Here is a 15326-nt window from a genome sequence, read left to right on the forward strand (position 1 = left end):
ATTATAGGTTGTTTACGCTAGCACGTGAAAAAATTTTACAACAGATTAAATTTTAATCACCTCAGCCCTGTGCCCTGGTTGCAGTATTGGTTGAGTAGCAGTTTGCCTTGCCTCTTATGTGCTGCGCCTGCACAAAAACAGCCACAAATCACACACGCACCACTCTGCACTACCTGTGCCGCTTCATTGCCCTGGTATACATCTGAGCGTTGTCCGCAATGCGCATTACCCACTTTGAGCGGTGCTTACTGCGGTGTCTGCCTGCAGCATGCGCCCGCATTTGACACTACCTTGGCCCCGTTGCGCTACGCTTACCCGCTGGACCGCCTGTTGCAGCAATTCAAATATCATCAACAATTGCCGATAGGAAAACTACTGGCGCGATGCATATTGCCACATCTCAGCCCCTTATTATCGGGAAATAAACCTGACGTAATGGTGGCCATGCCTATGCACCCCTATCGCGTCCGGCAGCGCGGATTCAACCATGCGCTGGAACTGGCCAGGCATTTACAGCCAGCGTTGCAGATACCGTTAGACATTACCGGTTGCACGCGGATTGTGGATACGCTGTCACAGGCAGGCATGGATATGAAAACCAGGACTCGCAATCTGCGCGGCGCCTTTGCTTCAAATCAACAATGGCAGGGAAAACATGTGCTGGTTGTGGACGATGTGATGACCACCGGTGCCAGCATGCATGCGCTGGCGAATGCACTCAAGCAGGCCGGTGCTGGCCGCGTCACGGCGCTGGTGGTGGCCCGTACCTTGAAAGGTACAGAGAATTAAGGGAGATTGAAGGGGACTAGCGTGATGGGGTAATGATTATTCGTCACGCGATTGCGAAGCGCCGCCGAGTTGACGGATACGCTGGGCGACGAAATCGGCTAACCTATCACTTAAAGGCATACCTTGTGCTGCTTGTAATTGCTGCAAAGCCTGCGCGTTTTGTCCGCTGGACTGTAATGAAATCGCGTAAGCCACTACCCACTGCGCCTGTCCGGGGCGTAATGCCAGTGCCCGTTCAAAATATGGCAAAGCGGCCTGGTGCTGATTCAATTGCTGATAGGCGATTGCCAGCATCCATTGCGCCTCGGCATCACGCGCCAATGTATTCGCATGTGGCTTCAGCGTCAGCAAAAGCGCTTCTGGCTGGTTATGCGCCAGCTGCCATTTTGCCAGCGATTTGGATAATCCAGCCTGCTCAGGATAGCGTTTAATACCCGCCTGCAACACAGCCACCGCTTCGGTTTCCTGCTTGGTTTCAAACAGGTAAGCGGCCAGCAACTGGCGCGCATCCTCGGATTGCGGATAAGTCACCAGTGCCTGCCGCAGGGTCGCCAATGCTTCACTCAGGCGACCCTTTTGCTCATGGTCTACCGCTTTTTGGATCAGTACATTCGCTTCTTGCTCGGGCCGCACATGCTTGCTCACTGTGCCGTTCGATTCGGAAGACGCGGTTTCTGGACCAGCCTTGTTTTTAGCAGCATTGGATTCCACTGGCGGTTCAATGACAGATACCACTGTGCCAGGATTACTTTCCGCTGGCTTGATTGAAAACTCGCCTTCCACCTGCGGCGCTGCTTCACTCTTGGCAGCAGCGCGATTGGCGCTGTCAGGCGTAGGGGTAATTTTTTGACGGATCGCAGGCTTGGTCACAGAGGCAGACAGCTCGGCCTGCCATTCGCTGAACAATGACTTTGTTAACTGCGGATGTGCATCCACCGTTTGATTCTCGACATTGGCAGCAACCGCAGGTGGTGTAGCCACTGGCGCTGGCAGCGACTTAACCGGCGATGCGACTTGAACCGGCTCAGGTTTCTTTTGTATGAAGTCACCTAGCGCAGACTGGTAAACGGAGGCCAACTCAGCCCGCTGCAGAAAACCCCATACACCCAGGCCTATCAGCATCAATGCCACAATCAGACGCCTGACCCAACGGCCGGAACCAGAAGCAGAATGTGACAAAACCGGCTTGACCTGTTGCCCGCCCCAGCCATCGGTGGTCGTCCCGCCCTGTCGGGCTTCAACGTCCTTTAAAACCTGATTAATTAAACTCACTGCTTTTCCTCACTGCCAGTTAGCGGCCAAAACCAGCTAACGCTGTATGTAGGGTCAACCACCATTTAAAGCCATGGCTCCACCAGCGGTGTTGTGCTTTTACGCTGGCCTGCGTATCCAAGATCGCCGCCTTCACATCCTCGGCAGAGACGCCTTGCTGGCCGCGACCATAGGCTGAGAGCAGCGATTTATGCGCAAGAATATTCAGCAGCCTGGGGATGCCATTGGCATAGCGATACAACAGCCGCATGCTGGCAGGGGTAAAAATCATGCCGCCCTGGTATCCGGCCACATGCATGCGATGGTTGAGGTAAAACCCCAATTCAGACCATTGCAGGCCTTTCAGGTGATATTCAAAGCTGATGCGCTGGCGCAACTGGCGGATGGAAGGGTGATTAATGCGCTCTTCCAGTTCTGGTTGCCCAAAAATCACCACCTGTATCAATTTGCGTTTTTCGGTTTCCAGGTTACTGAGAAGGCGCAAGGCTTCCAGCGTTTCCAAAGGCATGGCCTGCACTTCATCCAGACAGACAATCACATGCTTACCTTCTTCGGCATAGGTAAGCAGCTTGCGGTGCAAGGCGTCTATCATGTCATGGTGAGTAAAATCCGGCTTGAAAGCGACGCCAAACTCGGTCGCCAGTGTCATGAGCAAGGCATGGGGGTCGAGATAAGGGTTGGGGATAAAGGCGACTTTACAGGTGGACTCTAGCGCTTTGAGCAGGCGGCGGCACAGCAGTGTTTTGCCGGTGCCCACTTCGCCTGTAATCTTGACAAACCCTTCGCCAGACTGGATCGCAATCAGCAGGGTGTTCAACGCCTCTTGCAGACTGCGTGTCGCGTAATAAAAGCTGGTATCCGGGGTGATGGTGAATGGATACTCTTTCAAACCAAAATGCTGCAGGTACATGCCCGCTCCTAGAAGCTCTCACCTCTCAGTTTATCAATACGCTCCTGACTATCAAGCATATCTTGCGCCCAGCTATCTCCACCGCGTACAACAGTAGACTTCAACAGAATGACCAACTCAGTTTTTCTGGAAATCTCACCTTTTTGACGGAATAGATTACCCAGAATCTTGATATCACCCAAGCCAGGCACTTTTGTGCGGGTATTATCAACGGACTCAGACATCAACCCACCAATCGCAATCACGCTACCATCCCTGGTACGCACGATACTATCGGTCTCATTAATATTGGAAGAGGCTGTCGGAATGGTATAAGTACCGCCGTTAGCATCGGATAGCGTCACGGTTCTATTGACCTGTGTTACTTCACTTACAAACGGATGCACGTGCAAGATAATATTGTCATTCTTGTCTATCTGCGGCGTCACATCAAGTGAAATGCCAGAAAAATAAGACTGTAACTGAATATCAGGGGTCACAATTGCGGCACCAGCACTTGTGGTGACGTTGGTTCTGACGTTGGTCACAAAGAATGCATCATTACCCACCTTAAGTACTGCTTTCTGGTTATTCAGGGTCGCAATCCTAGGGCTGGACAGCACCTCTACATTGCCTTGTGTTTCCAGAAAAGTGAGCAATGCTGAGAAATTACCTCCTTGTACAGCAAGCGCAAATACTGAACCACCAAGGGGAATAGGCGAGTTATTAGATAAAAAGCTAGGGCCCGAGCTTGAAACATTCCCATTGGTAATGGTACCTGTTTCACCCAGCCTGGTATTACCGTTAACATTACCAAAGGTAACATCGCGAGCGCCACTTCTTAAAAATGACCAGTTGATCCCCTGTTGCGATTCTTTATTCAATTGCACTTTAAGGATTTTTGCTTCCAGAATCACCTGACGATCCACTGTCACTTGCATCAGGCTTAGAAATTTTTCAACCTGGCGGATTTCCTTAGGCATTGCCCTGACCATAATCAGACCAGACTGGGGGTTGATCACGACCTTGCGGCCACTCTCTTCACCAATCATGCTATTTAAGGAGTTGGACATGTCACCCCAGAAATCATTGTTCGTGCCCATACTGACATCAGATGCAAAAATCTGTGTATTAGCGGCTGCACCGCCACCTGCAACAGGTTGAGTACCAACCGCCCCCGTAGCCTGGCCTGATCCGCCAGCGCCGGTGCTTGCTGAACCTGAAGTCACTTTGGTGGCTGAGGTGCCCTTACGTGAACCTGTGATGTAGTTCACCTGAAATACACGGGTTTGTATGGTTTGTGGCTCCACAAAAATCTGTTTGCCACTCATTTTGTATTCGTAGCCGTAGAGATCACGCAATGCGTTGAGCGCTTCAAACAGGGTCACGTCTCTCAGGTTGATGGAGATATCGCCTTTGAGCTCAGGGCTGAGTGCAATGCTGTATGGGCTGCCAGAGACGATGCCCATCAATACCTGAGTGGCAGGAGCTCTGTTCACGACCAGGTCGAACCTTGGCTCGGCGCGTTTGGCCAATGATTTTGGCGGCTCAATACGCAGCGGCTCGAACAGTTCATCGGTCACCTCTTTAGGAGGTGGCGCGACCTGTGCCTTTGCCTGGGCGGCTGATTTGCTCAGTTCACTCTGAATTTTAGAGTTGATTGATACATTACTGGGCGCAAACGGATTGCTGTTACATCCCGCCAACCCGGCGCTGATGATCATCAAACCCAACGTATTCACAAAAGTTTTCATAGCAGTCTCTCAATGTGTATAAACCTGGATGTCGAACACATTCAACATGCAGGTATGTATAACTTTATTTCTTTACTTTCCCAGTGTGCCTGGATGTTTTTGCTTTTGTTTTCACCTGCGGCTGAGCTTCTACGATATAGCTGGTCAAACCCAACCCAATCACTTTTTTCTCACCCGTGCTACTGATAAACACAGCCTGCTGGTTCTTCACGGAAGTCAGCTTGAACCCGCTATAGCTCTCCCCCACCTGCACCATCTGGCCATTCACTACTGCAAACCCGCTTTTGCCATTGTGCTGTATAGCGGTCAGCACCCATGGTTTCTCTGCCTGCGACTCTGCATTCGGCAAGTACTCCAGCACGGCAGGCGGCGGCTTGGTCGGGTCAACCAGCTCGGCAAAGGCATTGCCCTGTGCGAGCCCTAACATCAAAAATGCTTGTATCAATACGCGCATGCTAAATCCCCAACCATGCATTTTCACCACTCAGGGTATATACCTGAATAGTCAGTTCATTTTCCGGATAATCTGACTTCAACTCCGCGGTTTCCCATGCCACACGCTGGCCTATGGCTTTTAACGACTGCGCATAATCCATTAACGCAAAGTATTTGCCTTTTAGCCTCACCTTCACCGCGTGCTGGTAAACATGTGGCACATTCAGCCAGATATCCTCCGCGCCGGTGGGTGCAGGGTTGGCAGAAGCTGTTTGCTCCTGGATCAGTCTTCTTTGCTTTTCAATAAAATCGGTGACCGGCAGTGACTGCATTTCAAGCACTTGCACATCCGTATGTTTTCGCAACAGTTTCTTCAGTAATAACACCATCTCTTGCGGCGGCACCATATAGGCAGAAATCCTGACCAGGTCTGAAGACTGGCTGTTGATTTTTGCATTGACTGCATCAATCTCATGCTGAAAAGCGTTGGTCGCGGGCTGTGGCTGGGCCTGGCTGGCAATGGTGCTCATTTGCTCAGTCAACGCTGTTGTATCATTCTGTATTTTTAGAATCTCTTGCTGCGTATTGCTGAGCTGACCGCGTTGCGGCTCCAGCAAAAAGGTATCCAGCAAGCCGATTACTGCAAACAGACCAGCACCAAAAATCATCCAGCGCTCCCGTTTAGAGAGTGCCAACCATTTAGTGTTAAGTGTATGTAACTGTTCGAATCGCATCGTTACTTTCCTATGGCTGCTGCGCTTGAGGCTTGGATTGCGGTGATCGCCCGGTCTGACCGACAAACTCATCCCAGCTCATCGCGCTCACGGCTTTAGTTTTATCGCGTAAATCCTGGCCTTTGACGTCGAACGCATACACCTGCAATTTCACCGGCACTTCGACCACAGGTGCACTTGTGGCAGCTGGTGTCGCCGGCGTTGCAACAGGTGCTGCGGCTGACGCCCCTTTACCTGAAGCCTGAGGCGTGGGCGCGGCCACAGGTGGCGCGGTGGCAGCCACAGCTGCTGGCGCAGGCACATTTTTTTGCAGTTCGACTTGTTTAAATTGCAACCCAGAAAACTGGGTGCCTTCAAATACACGTTGCGCAGACAATAAATCCAGGTACAAAGGGATATCTTCTGTTTGCAATGCCTGGCCAGACAGCGAGACATGTTGTGCACTAGGCTCGATTCTAAAACCGGTCAGCCACAAACCTGGCTGCTGTTGTCCGGTCAGGGCACGCATGTAATCAATCAGATGGTAAGCGTTCTCGGAAATAGATTGCTGAAAAATGGCCAGGATCTGCGATTGCATTTCAAACCGGCTGTTCAATTTCTTCAGTTCGGCTTCCAGCTTGCTGTTATCCACGGGCGTGGCTTTCTGGGCAAACTCATCCACCTTTTTCTGCATAGACTCATACTGGGCGACAGCCTGGTCACGCTGTACAACCAGCTGCGCATTTTCAGACTCGATGCCGGTGTAAAAATAAACCATCGCCAGTGCCGCCAATGCATAGACTGCGGCAACCAGCGTTAATGTAAACCAGTCTTTGGACTTGACCAGCCCACTTTCAAACAGGTTGACTTGCTGACTCATGCGACTGCCTCCTGACGCAGGGCAGCACCTAATGCCGGCAGCAACATCGCTTGTTTTTCCAGGCTGGCAAAATCCTGGTTAGGCGGCAGATCGACAATATCTTCCAGGTTAAATACATTTACCGGCACATACAGGCTGGTACTCAAGCCCGTCACCAGGTAATCCCGGTTGGCGACCGGTGCAACCACCAGGCGATTGAGGCTCAGGTAAGGGAATTGGCGGTCAAAACTATCCAGCGAGCGTTGTAACTCCAGCACCAGCTTATCAAAATTACTTTGATACAACTCGCCCCTGTCATTGAGAAAGTCTTTATCCAACTCGATCAGGCGAGCGTGATACAACTCGCCTTTAGCAGTAAATGTCAGCAGGCAACCTCTGGGCAACATGGTCAGCATGACCAGGGCACGGTCTTCGGTTTCCAGTAATTTGGCGATGTTACGTTGCACCAGCGCATGCACATCTATCGATTTCAAATTGAACCCGGCTTCAACGATCCGGTTACCAATCTGGGTCACAGTGGCTTTTTTGGCACAGATAGCCAGCATGGCTGGCTGGCGATTGGCATAGGCTGGGTCTACCGGCACATTCACGCCATCCACCACGGCTTGCTCGACTGAATAATCCAGCAGATCTTTGACTTTCCACCGTAATGCCTGCTTGATCTCGGATTCAGGCATGGTGGGTTTTTCTATTTGCAACACATTGTATTGATCAACGTTCAGCATGACATTACAAGGCATGGCTTTTAAGTCATTTTTGGTCACAAAGTGACGCAATGTCGACGCCGCCTGCAAAGGCACCTGCTGAATCGCCGCAAATGAGACGGTTGGTTTGGCGCCATCCAGCCCAGGCGTTAAAGCCACGGTGCTAACATGCATATCAGTGAAGCTAACCCCCACCTGCTGCTTGTTCTTTTGTCGTTTAAACCAACTCATAGACATTCATTTACTCTCTATAAGAAATTATTATTTAAAATCAATGCATAACAATGAACATTTAAAGTCAATAATAAAACATTGTATGCTAAAAAACCATCTATTGAGGTGCAATCACTACGCCTGATGGCAAAAGCTTGAAAAATTTGATGTATTAGTTACAAATACTGTCAACAAATACGCTGCTAATTAGTGTTAGCAACTTTAGTGCCTGATTCGGCACTTCAATCCTGGGATTAAAAGAACAAAACCACCTGTTCAGGTGGTTTTGGCAAAGTTAGAAATTTTCTCGCATATAGATGATGGGCGCTTTATAAATGCCGAAGGAGGCGCGGCCAACAGGATCCGGCCCACCCAGCCAGGGGATCACTCCACTTGTCGCATCTGACTCGGCTGCGCTGATGCATGTTCTTTCTATATCCGCAGGAGGCACAGCTTTAGCACGTAGATTCACTTCCAGATCAACGCTGCCACTATTTGGTCGACCATTGCTTCCAATTTTTGGCGCTGAAAGCACCATATTCAATACACCATTACCCATGAGCGGGCCACCAGTTAATTGCGTCTCACAGGCATTCAAATTACCCCTGTAATTTTTCATCACCACACTGGAGGGTGCAATACTTGTACAACCGTCGCCCAGACTTCTGATGTAATTCCCGCCGCTCAAATACTGAGCCTCCATCTGGACAGGTAAGGGCAATAACTCCGACCCATGTGCCGGAATAATGACCAGGCGACCATATCGGGGACTGACGATGCCAATATCCACTTGTGTAGGGATCGTGGTCACCACGACTGGAGTGAGCAACAGTGATGTTCCCTCATTTTGCTGTACTTGAGCCTTAATGGTGACCGGCTGGGAGTTCACCTGGTTTGCCGGGCGAGTCAGCTTGTGTCGTGCCACCACATTTGCGGTACCATCAAGCCAGCTGCCACTCACAACAGGGGTCGAATCACTGGCAGCAAAAGTGGCACCGTTGAGCGGGCTGGCTGTGAAACTGAAATTATCCCAGCTAGTTAAAGCAAACTTGGTATAAGCACCAGTGTAGTACTGGGTCACTTGTCCATTGCCATTAATCGCGCTGAGCGTAAACGGTGTCTTGATGCCTGGGACACCTGGCGAAGAAGGGGTGGTTGTCGCAGGAGTATCTTGCCCATAATAGACAAAAGTCCCGCACGCTAACTCGATAGCACCTGGCTCGATCTTGAACCGATCTGGAATGAATCGGCCAAAATAGCTGCTCTCTATGGTGTTGCCAAATGCACAACCATATTTTTTCGGGGTTGCCGCTGAATCGTTATTAAATTGGTTAGGTGCAGCTTTTTCGCAGTCATCCATTGCGGTGTCAACAGCGGCATAAGTATCATCAAAAACGGCTTGTGGCTTAAACTTGAAATGCCCGACCTCACTGTATTTAAAGTTGGTCGAACTTTTTCCAGAGGCTGCAGCAGTAAAACCACCGATCAAACTTCCAACGGATGGTTGCCCCGTGTGTGCGATCAACGGGTTATATCCGCCAGTGCCAGTCTCTTTAGCTTTAATCTGGGGCGTTCCTGTGTAGCCAGACTCGCCTGTGCTAGCCGTCAGATTGAAATTATCTGTTGCTGCCTTGAATACAGGATTAACCGTTGACGATGGGGTCGCTGCCGAGGCCGTCTCCACTGCATTGGTCGATGACACCGTGAAGGCCTGAGGGCGAAGCGCAAAGTTATCCGATGAACATCCTGACTTATTCAACAACAAATCACGCACTTTGCACCGTAAAACCGGATTGGCATTTTTAGGGTAGGTACCAAGCAACATATTGGGTGCTGAGGCCGTAAAAGTCACTTTTCTCCGTCCATTATCAGAGGTAGTAAAAGGCACGGTTTGAGAGGCAACGACAGTTGATCCACAACCGCCTGCTTCCTCAACCACCAAATCCACAGTGAGTCCGGGAGTGGCATTGTAACCACTGGACTGTGCCCCACTCGCCAGCACTGCCACTACATCCATCTCAATATCCTTGCCAAATACCTTGGTGTAGAGCGGGTTGCGCTTGGTTGACGTCGTTGGAAGGTTATTAAAATCCAGACTGTTTTCCATGCATTCATAAGTACTGACACACGGGGTATTCGTAAAAGTTAAGCTACAACTTTGTGAGTTGGTCGTTGTATTCCAGCACTTCACGCCACTTAGCGGTTGTGTGGTCATCCCACTGGCGCCAAGCACAGAAACACCTGCTGCATTCGCCTGCAACGCAAAGTCTTCAATGGCGCCTGCTGAGCCGATGTTGAATTGTTCATTGGGTGTTTTAGTGACGGTAGGTGTGCCTGAGACGACCAAATCACCCAGCAAAGCACCTGAGCTTATTAATTGATTATCCGGGCATGGAACAGCTGATGTTAAACAAGCCATCACCTGCACATTTACCGGACATAAAGAAGCAGTCCCCGGATGGCGGATTTCAATGTGGTCGTAAGCCGGGACATAGGTTGACCCGACCACAAAATCATAGCTAAATGTATACACACCTACAGAGGTGAAATCGTATTCAATTGCGACGCCAGTATCGATCAGCCTGTTGTTTACAGTACTACTCAATGGCTGTGTCTTAAACATTGAACATGCTTCATTGTTGGTCCAGAAAGAGCTCCAGCTACCTACACAATAAGCACTGAACTTGCCATTACGCTCGCGGAAACTCTCTACCACATCGAGATTTTGCGGTAATGCAGTTGTGGATGGACATGAGACAGAAGAGGTGGTGTCTCCAGATGCACAACGTCCAGCCCATGGATAAGTACCTACTGTTTGCGGGCGGTTTTTATCTGCGGGGAAAGTCACCCCACATCCACAATCATTACCGCCAAGAAACGTATCAACCATATGATAGTAGCGAACCGGGTTACTACTACTCACCGTCAGATCAGTAATGGTGATGGTGACTTCTGCAGTGACATAATCTAGCGGGTAAGTGTACTTCCAGTTGATTCTGACATCTGGCCCTGTCGTTCTATTGGCGGGCCCGGCTCGAAAAGAAGTGGTGGTTGTCTGCGTGACACCCTGAGAGACTGTTGCAGGAGTAGGCCCCATCACTACCGTTGCATTTTGCAAAGCGGTAAGCGCGGAGCCAGTGCTGTTGGACACGTCATTTGAAGGGCCATACATCACCCCGTTTGAACGAACAAAGACTCCGTTATACAAGCGCCTGTGATAAGGCTCGTCTGACTGCCGGTATAACTGTCCGTTACCGGACTTGATCACTTGCATCTGCCCGGTCGTATCGATGAATACTTTCAAACCATTAGATGCATTGGTCCCACCACTGCTATTCAGTGTCACGGCAAACAAAGGGTTAGAAACTAACCCCAGGCATATATACATGCCTAGTTGCAAAAGGAGTCGACTGAAACAGCGCACAATATGCTTCCTCTTAATTACACTCTTCACTGCCAAACAGGCACCGACTAAGTGTGACTTTGATCTCTCGCTCGATATAGTCTTGCGCTCCCGCTGATCCCACAGAAGCCCTTGATGTAATCGTGTAAATCCCGATATCCTGGGTATCGCCTTTATCTTTCGGCACCACTCGGCTACAAGTCAGCACAATATTAAAACCATTGATCACAAATGGTGAAGGTGGCGTAGGACAGACTTCCATAGTCGTTGAACCAGGGGATAACACTTTATACGCCGCCCATTCAATACCGGCTCTTGCTGCCAGATAGGCACGCGCGCCTTGTATGTCTTGCGTCGTGCCCATGTTGGCGAGCAAAGACAACCGCATGGCATAACCCACAAGCCCGGCCAGTATCACAAGTAAGAATATTGCCACAGGCAGCATCAAACCATTTTGGCGAACAAACCTTGTTTTCATGGCGAATTCACCACATTTATCAAGTTCAGCAACCTCACAACACCACCCCGTTTGGAAAGTTCAAGTTGTGCCGTGACCACCCCAGAGTGCTGCATCACCCCTTCGGTATAAGTAAAACTGCAACCCGTCACATCTTCGGCAACAATGCTTGGAGTAAGTCCTGAAAAGCTTGTGGGGTGCTGAGGTAAAGCTTGTGGCGTAGCGGGGATTGCAACATTGGAATACATTAACAAGCGTTTATTTGCGAGATCGCAAACATACAGCACCGCACCATTGACCACGTAAAAACGGTTGGCAGGTGACGGCAGCGGAAACATAGTGCCTGAGAATGTCAGCGTACTGGCGGTACTGCCAGAAATCGTACGTACAGTATTGCCTGCATAGGCATCTGCGCCCTCAATTCCCAGGTTATAAATGACCAATTGATCACCGCTCCCTATGGGCACCATATCCCCCAGAACGGTGAAAGTATATGGCGGCGAGTTAGCTGTCAAAAAATCCAGCGTATCCTGCTTGTAACGCCCACCGGCCTTGATCGGCACGAACTCGACGTATGACCCATCTCCTACCCACACACTATTGGGCAACGCATTTCTGATATCTCTAGACATACGACGCAAAGACACGTCTGCACGGTCTGCCAGCTCATAATAGGCTTCAGAGTTGACATAGGCGAGCACCGAATTTTTGATAAACGTGACCGAAATACCGCCCAGAATCGCTACGACCACGATGACCACCACCAGCTCCACTAAAGTAAAGCCCGCTACCGATACCCTGAATGGTTTAAATTTTTGGCGCATAACGGACCTTGAAACCAGTGAGTCGTATCGTAGTATTGACCGGGCCTGTCACGGTGACATCGATCTGCAGCACGGCATCCGCAGGCAGCCCGGCAAACGCACCACTGCCGCCAGCCTGCACAATTGACACCGAAGCTGCATATGCATTGAGTCCGGCCAGGGCCGTTGAGCTCCCGATACGGCAAATACCGGTGCAGCCGCCGCCCGGCATCTTAAACCCACCATAATCAGCCACATTATCAAAAGGGTTGTTTGCACTGTAGCGACTTTCAATTGCAGGTGTCGGGCCGTTTAAACTTGCATTCTGTGGGTTTGTGCAATCTCCATAACCGTTAGCGGTGGAAGCATTTGCATCATCGGGATCGCAGAAAGTGAATGGCATCTGCTGGATTTCCTGCATGAGTGATTCGCCAATCGCCAGCGCTTGTTTGCGTACCAGAGGGTTAGCAGAGTGGCCACTCATCCATGCCAAAGCACCGAGAACGCCAGCGATAGCAGTCGTGACGATCACAATAAATACCACCAACTCCACTAAAGTAAAACCTTTGGCGGGCTGTCGATAAAAGCGAGATCGCTTTTTAATATGATTGTTGTCTGTATTGGTCATTGCATCATCTCGCCTGCCAAGCAGATGGCATATTAGTGGATATAACCGGTATTTGCCTCAACCAGGATGTTCACTACCTGAGCAAAATTTTTTTTATTAATGACTTTGTAGCTTGCCGCGATGTCCGGTACGGCCCGCCCCAAAGAATCAAATCCAAGACTGGCGTTAGATGGTAAAACTTCGACATTTTTTGAAACACTAAAAATATACGCCCCGCCAGTTTCTGGATTGATCACGGCCTGGTTGCAGCCTGGATCGAAACATAAACTCACCTTACCTGGTAAAGGACTGGCAGTATGTATCACATACACGATTTTGCGCTGAGCGATGGCAGTTTTTTGTGCATACCGGATGCTAGAAGCAAGTAAACCCGCGTCACCGCGGGTTTCGAAGATATCGCCACTGGCGAATCTTGGCGCAGCAACTGCCGCCAAAATCGCCAACAGGGCAATCACAACAACAAGCTCAACAAGCGTAAAGCCTTTCATTGCGATTGAGTTGCCCAATCCACTAAGAGTTGCAGTTCGCATTTGACACTGCTGCGTTCCCGGTTCCAGGAGCATATGTCACAGTAACAGTACAAGCGCCTGATTTTTTCTCAAAAATACCATTGCCGGCAGTGGTTTCAGTAAAGTCTCCAGTATCTTGCAATGCATTTTTAATACTTGCAGCGACTGGCCATCCTGAAGTTCCATCAACCGTAATATCAACACCATCCATCTTGATAGTAGTACCTGAACTACCACTAGCAATCCACGAAGCACGCGCCATGTTAGCAGCTGACCTAATGGAGCCTTGCAGCCCTGCACCCGCAGCGATGAGCGCTTTACTTTGCACATTCACAAATCTTGGCAATGCGGTTGCTGCCAAAATCCCCAATACTGCAATGACCACAACCAATTCAACCAGTGTAAAGCCAGCCTGTTTATTCATAGAAAGACTCCTAATCAAAATTCCCTGCCTTTATTCTCACAGTGACAGGTAAAAACTGCGTTAATTAGTAAAAAGCAAATAGTGTGCCAGACAATTTTGGTCCTATTTGCCAACTCGCATCGCCACAACTACTAATGCGACAATATTTAATGTTATCGGTTAAATGCAACAATCTTTTAATAGTTAGCTTATCTATAAGTAAAAACTTTGCCTGCTCACAGCATCATTGCCATTGCTTACGCACCCTTAAGCATCGTTGAACTCATATCCCATATGGGTAAAAACACGCCCAAAGCTAAAATCAATACTAAAACGCCCAGGAAAATAATCAGAATCGGTTCGATTTGAGCGCCTAGCGTTTTAACGTCGTACTCGACATCTGCTTGGTACATATCAGCAATTTCCTGCATCAAATCATCCAGCGAGCCAGATTCTTCACCCACTGCGATCATTTGCAATACCAGAGGGTTGAACACACCGGTTTGGGTGGCTGTTCTTAGAATAGTCTCACCACGCTCAATGCCAGAGGACATACTGAGAATTTTCACTGCAATATACTCATTCTCAACCGTCTGCGAAACCAGCCTCAGTGCTGAGAGAATCGGCAGGCCGCTTCGCGTAGATAATGCAAAACTACGTGCAAATCTGGCCATAGTGCCTTTAAAAATAATTTTCCCGGCAATAGGAATGCGCATTTTGACGCGATCCCATTTCGCACGCCCTTCAGCAGAGCGGATATAGGATTTAAATGTCCAGGAAGCCCCTACCATCATTGCAATCAGCACAAACCAGTAGTTACGCATAAAACTTGAGAATGCAATCAGCATTTTCGTGATGAAAGGCAAATCAGCATTCATGCTGGCAAACACTTTTTCAAACTGCGGGATAACCATGATATTGATCACCACAATCGCGATGGCCATGGCACTAATCACAAACATGGGATACCGCAAGGCAGCTTTGATTTGGCCGCGCATAAACCGCTCAAACTCGATATGCTGAGCTAGCCGCAGGAAGATATTGTCCAGGTTACCAGTCGTTTCACCGACCCGGATCATGCTGATATAAAAGCCATCAAAGACTTTCGGGTGTTCTGCCATCGCAGCAGATAATTCTCGCCCGGAATCCAGGCTTACCCGTAACTGGCCCACCACACGGGCGAGCTGAGCATTGCCTACAGAGTTCTGGATGCCACTCAGGGCACGCATGATGGGAATGCCAGCTTTAAGCAAGGTATAAAGCTGGCGACTGAATAACATCACATCAAGACTGGTGACTTTTTCCTCAAACAAATTAAAATTAACCGAGACGACCGATTTTTGCTTGATTTCTAGAGGGGTGATTTTTGAGACCATGAGCGCAGCGCCCAGTGCATCAAAATCCGTCGCTTCCTGCGTACCAGTCACAATCAAACCATCTTCGCTACGGCCCTTGTAATCAAATAGTGGCATCA

Annotated in this window: 15 protein-coding genes; 1 reads left to right on the forward strand and 14 read right to left on the reverse strand. The window is 49.5% G+C overall.

The genetic code is table 11. The annotated features are described in order from the left end of the window. Positions 1 to 102: 102 nt before the first annotated feature. Positions 103 to 789 (forward strand): ComF family protein, encoded by a 687-nt coding sequence (locus tag ACTS9Y_RS03640; protein WP_442584654.1) that lies wholly within the window; start codon positions 103 to 105, stop codon positions 787 to 789. 36 nt (positions 790 to 825) lie between these two features. On the opposite strand, the gene ACTS9Y_RS03645 is transcribed toward ACTS9Y_RS03640, so the two are convergent. The 14 genes from ACTS9Y_RS03645 to ACTS9Y_RS03710 form a co-directional block, all read right to left on the reverse strand. Further along, positions 826 to 2061, reverse strand: a complete 1236-nt coding sequence (locus ACTS9Y_RS03645; protein ID WP_442584655.1) for a tetratricopeptide repeat protein — start codon at positions 2059 to 2061, stop codon at positions 826 to 828. 19 nt (positions 2062 to 2080) lie between these two features. Next, positions 2081 to 2971: an ExeA family protein gene (locus ACTS9Y_RS03650; RefSeq protein ID WP_442584656.1), complete on the reverse strand. Its 891-nt coding sequence runs from the start codon at positions 2969 to 2971 to the stop codon at positions 2081 to 2083. Between the two features lie 8 nt (positions 2972 to 2979). Next, positions 2980 to 4704, reverse strand: coding sequence for a pilus (MSHA type) biogenesis protein MshL (gene mshL, locus ACTS9Y_RS03655; protein ID WP_442584657.1), 1725 nt, complete (start codon positions 4702 to 4704; stop codon positions 2980 to 2982). 64 nt (positions 4705 to 4768) lie between these two features. Next, positions 4769 to 5158, reverse strand: coding sequence for a hypothetical protein (locus tag ACTS9Y_RS03660; RefSeq protein ID WP_442584658.1), 390 nt, complete (start codon positions 5156 to 5158; stop codon positions 4769 to 4771). A 1-nt stretch (position 5159) separates the two neighbouring features. Beyond that, the gene (gene gspM, locus ACTS9Y_RS03665; protein WP_442584659.1) at positions 5160 to 5873 is read right to left on the reverse strand and encodes a type II secretion system protein GspM; all 714 of its coding nucleotides are present in this window, start codon (positions 5871 to 5873) and stop codon (positions 5160 to 5162) included. Between the two features lie 10 nt (positions 5874 to 5883). Next, positions 5884 to 6732, reverse strand: a complete 849-nt coding sequence (locus tag ACTS9Y_RS03670) for a PilN domain-containing protein (RefSeq protein WP_442584660.1) — start codon at positions 6730 to 6732, stop codon at positions 5884 to 5886. Next, on the reverse strand, positions 6729 to 7667 hold the full coding sequence (locus tag ACTS9Y_RS03675) for a hypothetical protein (RefSeq protein ID WP_442584661.1): 939 nt from the start codon (positions 7665 to 7667) through the stop codon (positions 6729 to 6731). The genes ACTS9Y_RS03670 and ACTS9Y_RS03675 overlap by 4 nt, the downstream gene beginning before the upstream one ends. Before the next feature lie 277 nt (positions 7668 to 7944). After that, positions 7945 to 11037, reverse strand: a complete 3093-nt coding sequence (locus ACTS9Y_RS03680; RefSeq protein WP_442584662.1) for a DUF6701 domain-containing protein — start codon at positions 11035 to 11037, stop codon at positions 7945 to 7947. A 49-nt stretch (positions 11038 to 11086) separates the two neighbouring features. After that, positions 11087 to 11497, reverse strand: a complete 411-nt coding sequence (locus ACTS9Y_RS03685) for a hypothetical protein (RefSeq protein WP_442586894.1) — start codon at positions 11495 to 11497, stop codon at positions 11087 to 11089. Between the two features lie 29 nt (positions 11498 to 11526). Next, on the reverse strand, positions 11527 to 12333 hold the full coding sequence (locus ACTS9Y_RS03690; RefSeq protein WP_442584663.1) for a prepilin-type N-terminal cleavage/methylation domain-containing protein: 807 nt from the start codon (positions 12331 to 12333) through the stop codon (positions 11527 to 11529). Beyond that, positions 12317 to 12940 (reverse strand): type IV pilus modification PilV family protein, encoded by a 624-nt coding sequence (locus tag ACTS9Y_RS03695; protein WP_442584664.1) that lies wholly within the window; start codon positions 12938 to 12940, stop codon positions 12317 to 12319. The genes ACTS9Y_RS03690 and ACTS9Y_RS03695 overlap by 17 nt, the downstream gene beginning before the upstream one ends. A gap of 32 nt (positions 12941 to 12972) precedes the next feature. Then, the gene (locus ACTS9Y_RS03700) at positions 12973 to 13470 is read right to left on the reverse strand and encodes a prepilin-type N-terminal cleavage/methylation domain-containing protein (protein ID WP_442584665.1); all 498 of its coding nucleotides are present in this window, start codon (positions 13468 to 13470) and stop codon (positions 12973 to 12975) included. Next, complete coding sequence (locus ACTS9Y_RS03705) at positions 13451 to 13873, reverse strand: type II secretion system protein (protein ID WP_442584666.1); 423 nt, start codon at positions 13871 to 13873, stop codon at positions 13451 to 13453. Before ACTS9Y_RS03705 ends, ACTS9Y_RS03700 begins: the two co-directional genes overlap by 20 nt. Positions 13874 to 14109: 236 nt before the next feature. After that, positions 14110 to 15324: a type II secretion system F family protein gene (locus tag ACTS9Y_RS03710; RefSeq protein ID WP_442584667.1), complete on the reverse strand. Its 1215-nt coding sequence runs from the start codon at positions 15322 to 15324 to the stop codon at positions 14110 to 14112. Between the last annotated feature and the right edge of the window lie 2 nt (positions 15325 to 15326).

It is taken from the genome of Methylophilus sp., assembly GCF_052173275.1.
GTDB lineage: Bacteria > Pseudomonadota > Gammaproteobacteria > Burkholderiales > Methylophilaceae > Methylophilus.

Coding starts and splice junctions, on each gene's coding strand:
- ACTS9Y_RS03700 (WP_442584665.1), bottom strand. CDS start 13,470: ATGCGAACTGCAACTCTTAGTGGATTGGGCAACTCAATCGCAATGAAA.
- ACTS9Y_RS03690 (WP_442584663.1), bottom strand. CDS start 12,333: ATGCGCCAAAAATTTAAACCATTCAGGGTATCGGTAGCGGGCTTTACT.
- ACTS9Y_RS03710 (WP_442584667.1), bottom strand. CDS start 15,324: ATGCCACTATTTGATTACAAGGGCCGTAGCGAAGATGGTTTGATTGTG.
- ACTS9Y_RS03685 (WP_442586894.1), bottom strand. CDS start 11,497: ATGCTGCCTGTGGCAATATTCTTACTTGTGATACTGGCCGGGCTTGTG.
- ACTS9Y_RS03680 (WP_442584662.1), bottom strand. CDS start 11,037: ATGTATATATGCCTGGGGTTAGTTTCTAACCCTTTGTTTGCCGTGACA.
- ACTS9Y_RS03660 (WP_442584658.1), bottom strand. CDS start 5,158: ATGCGCGTATTGATACAAGCATTTTTGATGTTAGGGCTCGCACAGGGC.
- ACTS9Y_RS03670 (WP_442584660.1), bottom strand. CDS start 6,732: ATGAGTCAGCAAGTCAACCTGTTTGAAAGTGGGCTGGTCAAGTCCAAA.
- ACTS9Y_RS03650 (WP_442584656.1), bottom strand. CDS start 2,971: ATGTACCTGCAGCATTTTGGTTTGAAAGAGTATCCATTCACCATCACC.
- ACTS9Y_RS03675 (WP_442584661.1), bottom strand. CDS start 7,667: ATGAGTTGGTTTAAACGACAAAAGAACAAGCAGCAGGTGGGGGTTAGC.
- mshL (WP_442584657.1), bottom strand. CDS start 4,704: ATGAAAACTTTTGTGAATACGTTGGGTTTGATGATCATCAGCGCCGGG.
- ACTS9Y_RS03705 (WP_442584666.1), bottom strand. CDS start 13,873: ATGAATAAACAGGCTGGCTTTACACTGGTTGAATTGGTTGTGGTCATT.
- ACTS9Y_RS03695 (WP_442584664.1), bottom strand. CDS start 12,940: ATGACCAATACAGACAACAATCATATTAAAAAGCGATCTCGCTTTTAT.
- gspM (WP_442584659.1), bottom strand. CDS start 5,873: ATGCGATTCGAACAGTTACATACACTTAACACTAAATGGTTGGCACTC.